At 76.4% G+C, this 4,066-nt stretch carries 4 protein-coding genes; 1 reads left to right on the top strand and 3 read right to left on the bottom strand.

Features of this window, described 5'->3' with window-relative positions; genetic code table 11:
- Positions 1-175: 175 nt before the first annotated feature.
- The 3 genes from ABT093_RS40505 to ABT093_RS40495 form a co-directional block, all read right to left on the bottom strand.
- Positions 176-1,099: a lytic polysaccharide monooxygenase auxiliary activity family 9 protein gene (locus ABT093_RS40505; protein WP_350572520.1), complete on the bottom strand. Its 924-nt coding sequence runs from the start codon at positions 1,097-1,099 to the stop codon at positions 176-178.
- 257 nt (positions 1,100-1,356) lie between these two features.
- Positions 1,357-1,782, bottom strand: a complete 426-nt coding sequence (locus ABT093_RS40500; RefSeq protein WP_350572519.1) for a hypothetical protein — start codon at positions 1,780-1,782, stop codon at positions 1,357-1,359.
- A gap of 83 nt (positions 1,783-1,865) precedes the next feature.
- Positions 1,866-3,110, bottom strand: coding sequence for an amino acid deaminase/aldolase (locus ABT093_RS40495; RefSeq protein WP_350572518.1), 1,245 nt, complete (start codon positions 3,108-3,110; stop codon positions 1,866-1,868).
- A gap of 100 nt (positions 3,111-3,210) precedes the next feature.
- Between ABT093_RS40495 and ABT093_RS40490 the strand changes: the two genes are divergently transcribed.
- Entirely contained in the window at positions 3,211-3,984 is a 774-nt protein-coding gene (locus ABT093_RS40490) for an SseB family protein (protein ID WP_350572517.1), read from the top strand.
- Positions 3,985-4,066 lie beyond the last annotated feature (82 nt).

Genomic DNA, 4,066 nt, shown 5'->3' with positions numbered 1-4,066 from the left:
GGCCGGCCCCCGGCGCCGCCCCCCGCCCCGGCGGGGGGGGGGGGGGGCCCCCCCCCCCGGGGGCCCCCCCCCCCCCCCCCCCCCCGGCCCCCCCCCCCGCCGTCCTCAGCTGCGACGGATCGGCCGGGGCGGGGCCGAACGGGGGGTGGGACGGCCCGGCCCCGGCTTCCGGCGGTCAGCCGTCGTGTCGCACAGCCTCGACCCGACGGCGCCGGAGCACCATGCCGGCCCAGCCGACGCCGATCGCGGCGGCACCGGTCAGCAGCAGCGGGCCGGTGGCGGAGCCGCCACCCACCGCCGCGCTGTCGGCCGCGACGACCTTGCCGGCGGGCTCCTCGGCGTTGCCGCCGTGCCCGTGGTGGGCGACGGTGGACTTGGACTGGCCGGCGGCGATCTGCTCCTCGCTGGGCGCGGCCGGGGCCTGCGCGGCGAGCGCCGACACGGCGCCGGCGGTGGTGGCGCCCTTGCCGAAGTCGACGTCGGAGCAGCTGTAGAACGCCTCGGGGCTGTCGGTGCGCTGCCAGACCATGTAGAGCAGCTGACGGCCGGTGCGCTGCGGCAGGGTGCCGCTGTAGTTGTAGTAGCCGTTGTCGGACGTGCGGGAGGTGGGCACCTGCGCGACCGGGACCGCGTCGAGGTCGGACCACTTCAGCGGCTGGGTCGGGTCCCAGCTCTGCTTGGTGATGTAGATGGTCTGGTTGCCCTGGTGGGCGGCGGTGACCCGGAACTTGAAGTCGATCTTGCCGGCCGCGACCGCGGTGGCCGGCCAGTCGGCACGCGGCAGGTCCAGCGCCTTGTACTTGTCGCGGCCGGCGGAGCAGAGCTTGCCGTCCGGGATCTGCGCCTGGTGGTTGCCGGCCACGCTGGCGAGGTTGACCTCGTTCCAGTCGTACAGCGGCTGGGTGCCGCCGAGCGCGACGACGTCCTTGCAGAGCTGCGACTTGGGGGTCTCCGGGCCTTCCGCGTAGCAGGCCGCGACCCGGCTGACCGGGTTGGTGACGGTGCCGTGGGCGCCGGCGGTGCCGATGCCGACGGAGGTGACGGAGAGGAAGGCGGCGCCGATGACGCCGACGGACATGGCGGTTCGCTTGATGGACATGGGGTGGGGACTCCTTGACCGTGAACCGGGTCGAAGCTGTGGGGGACTGCCGGGCACGTCTGCCCGAGGGGACGGCCGACCCGGCGCGCGACCCCTGGGCTGAGCGTATGATTGGACTAGACCAGCTGGCAATAGCGCGTTCTGGGCCACTTTTTGACGGAAAGTAGGCCTCCGAGCAGCGCAAAGGCCCGACGGGACGCCTGGGTTAGGCATCCCATCGGGCCCTCTTAAGGTCCGGCCAAGGTTCCCCGGGGGGCTCAGCTGCCGCCGGGCGCGGGCGGCGGTGCCTGGTAGTTGCGGTCGAGCCGGCCCACCTGGAACACCATGCCGTGGTGCGTCCCGCCCTCGACGATGTTGTTGTACACCGTGATGTTCGTCGCGCCTCGCGTGAACTCCTCCAGCAGGGCGCGCAGTTCGCCCGCCGCCTCGGGTTCCTGGCGGAGCAGCCGGCGGATCCGGTTGCGCAGCTCGGCGGCCTGGTCGTCGACCAGCCCGGCGTCGCCATCCGCCCGGACCACCTCGACCCGGATCTCCTCCAGCTCGGCGGACACCTCCTCGGCGTCCCGGCCGCGCCCCAGCAGGCCCGCGAGCCGTGAACGCAGCTGCGTCCAGGCCTCGGTGGCCATCAGTCCGACCACCGTCGTGGCGCCCGTGGTCACCAGCTGTGCGATCTCGGCCTCCACGGCCTCCCCCTTTGTCGGTCCCGTTCGCGGTGTGCGTCCCACGGTAGTGCAACCGGGTCCGCGGCAGGGCGGAACCGCCCAGGTCAGAGGAAGGTCCGGCCCTCGCCCCGGTAGGTCGGCACGGTGTCCACCACCGCGTCCCCCCGCACCAGGTGCAACTCGGCGAAGCGCTCGCAGAGTTCCCCCGCCTTGGCGTGCCGGAACCAGACCCGGTCGCCGATCAGCAGGTCGTCGGCCGCCGCCCCGAGCAGCGGCGTCTGCACCTCGCCGGCGCCCTCCATCGGGTCGTAGCGCAGCCCCGGCGGCAGGTACGGCACGGGGGAGCGGTCCGGGCCGGCCGCGCCGGAGGCCGGGTAGCCGCCGCCGAGCACGGTCACCACGCCCACTCCGGGGCGGCGCACCACCGGCTGGCCGAACAGCGCGGCCGGGCGGCCGCGGAACGCCCGGTAGTGGTCGAACAGCTGCGGCTGGTAGAGCCCGGACCCGGCCGCCACCTCGGTCACCGCGCGCTCGGCCACCGTCGACTCGACGCTGCCGGTGCCGCCGCCGTTGACGAACTCCAGCTCGGCCACCCGGCGCAGCAGCCGTACGGTGGCCGCGCGGCGCTCGGCCAGCTCGGTCCGCGCCCGGGTCTGCATCATCCGCACCAGCGCGGAGCGCACCGGGCGCCCGGGCACGGAGTCCCCGACCCCGGCGACGTGTCCCTCGTACGCCATCAGCCCGACCACCCGGAAGCCCCGGCGCCGCTGCACCAGCTCGGCGAAGGCGGCCACGTCCTCGGGGGTGCGCAGCGGGGAGCGGCGCGCGCCGACCCGCACCCGCCCGCCGAGCAGGTGCAGCGAGGTGTCCAGCTCCAGGCCGACCCGCACCTCGGCGGTGCCGGCCCGGGCGGCGTCGACCAGGTCCAGCTGGGCGGGGTCGTCCAGCACCACGGTGACGGCGGCGGCGAGCCCGGGGTCGGCGGTCAGCTCGGCGAAGCCGGCCCGGTCGCTGGAGGGGTAGGCGAGCAGGACGTCGTCCAGCCCGCCGCGGGCCAGCCAGAGCGACTCGGCGAGGGTGAAGCTCATCACCCCGGCGAAGCCCCGCACGGCCAGCGCCCGCTCCAGCAGGGCGCGGCAGCGCACCGACTTGCTCGCCACCCGGACCGGCTTGCCGCCGGCCCGGCGCACCAGGTCGGCGGCGTTGGCGTCGAAGGCCTCCAGGTCGACGACGGCCACCGGGCCGTCCAGGTGGGCGGTGGCCCGGTCGTACCGGGCGCGGTCGGCGGCCGGCGAGGGGACGGACGCGGCGCGGGCGGCGTCGGCGGCAGCGGCTTCGGGCGTGGCCATGGGCGCAGACTGCCACACCGCGCCTACCCGCGGGTAGGGGACGGACGGGGGACCTTCGGTCCGTGGGGACGGGAGGGGGTGGTGGCATAGGGTCGGCCGGGTGGACCGCAAAGACTTCTCCAACCCGGCGTTCGTCGGCAAGAACATCCCCGACCCGGGCTTCTCCGGCGACGACGGCGGCGCCGATCCGGCGCTGGCCGCCGCGCTCGCCCGCTGGGCGCAGGACCGCGCGGCCGAGCCGGAGGTGCTCGCGGCGCTGACCCCCACCCGGCTGATGGTGCCGATCGTGGCGATCCTCGGCGAGGTCGAGGTGGACGCGCACGGGCACCGGCACGAGAAGACCAGCGACATGGCCGTCCCGGTGCTGGAGGCCGCCGATGGCCGGCGCGCGCTGCCGGCCTTCACCTCGCTGGAGTCGCTGGCGCGCTGGCGCGCCGACGCCCGTCCGGCGCCGACCGCCGCCCCGCAGGCGGCGATGGTCGCCTTCTCCGAGCGGGCGGACACCCTGCTGGTGGACCCGGCCGGGCCGGTGCCGTTCCAGCTGTCGGGGGCCCGGCTGCGCGCGCTCGCGGAGAACCGGCCCTACCTGCCGCCGGCCGGCGACCCCGAGGTGCGCGAGGCGGTCCGGGCGCTGCTGGCGGCCGAGCCGCAGGTGACCGCCGGGATGCTGGCGCCGTCCGGGGACTCGGACGGGGTGCTCGCGGTCGTCCTCGACCCGGCGCTCGACCAGGCCGGGATGCAGGCGGCCGCGCAGCGGGTCGGACGGGCGGTGGCCGCGGACCCGGTGCTGCGGGTGCGGCTGGACCGGGGTCTCGACCTGGCGGTGCTCCCGGCGAGCGCCGGGCTGCCCGGCGAGCCGCTCTACCGGCGGTGACGGCGGCGGGCGGCCGGCCCCGGGACGGGACCGCGGGGGGGGGAGAGGGGGGGGTGGGGGGAGGGGTTGGGGGCCATGGGGT

Source organism: Kitasatospora sp. NPDC002551 (genome assembly GCF_040296005.1).
Classification (GTDB): Bacteria; Actinomycetota; Actinomycetes; order Streptomycetales; family Streptomycetaceae; genus Kitasatospora.
The sequence above is the reverse complement of the archived record's forward strand: the minus strand, read 5'-3'. Positions and strand labels throughout refer to the sequence as shown.

What these genes read in the sequence shown, in the direction of transcription:
- ABT093_RS40495 (WP_350572518.1), bottom strand. Translation starts at nt 3,110, where the DNA reads ATGGCCACGCCCGAAGCCGCTGCCGCCGACGCCGCCCGCGCCGCGTCC.
- ABT093_RS40505 (WP_350572520.1), bottom strand. Translation starts at nt 1,099, where the DNA reads ATGTCCATCAAGCGAACCGCCATGTCCGTCGGCGTCATCGGCGCCGCC.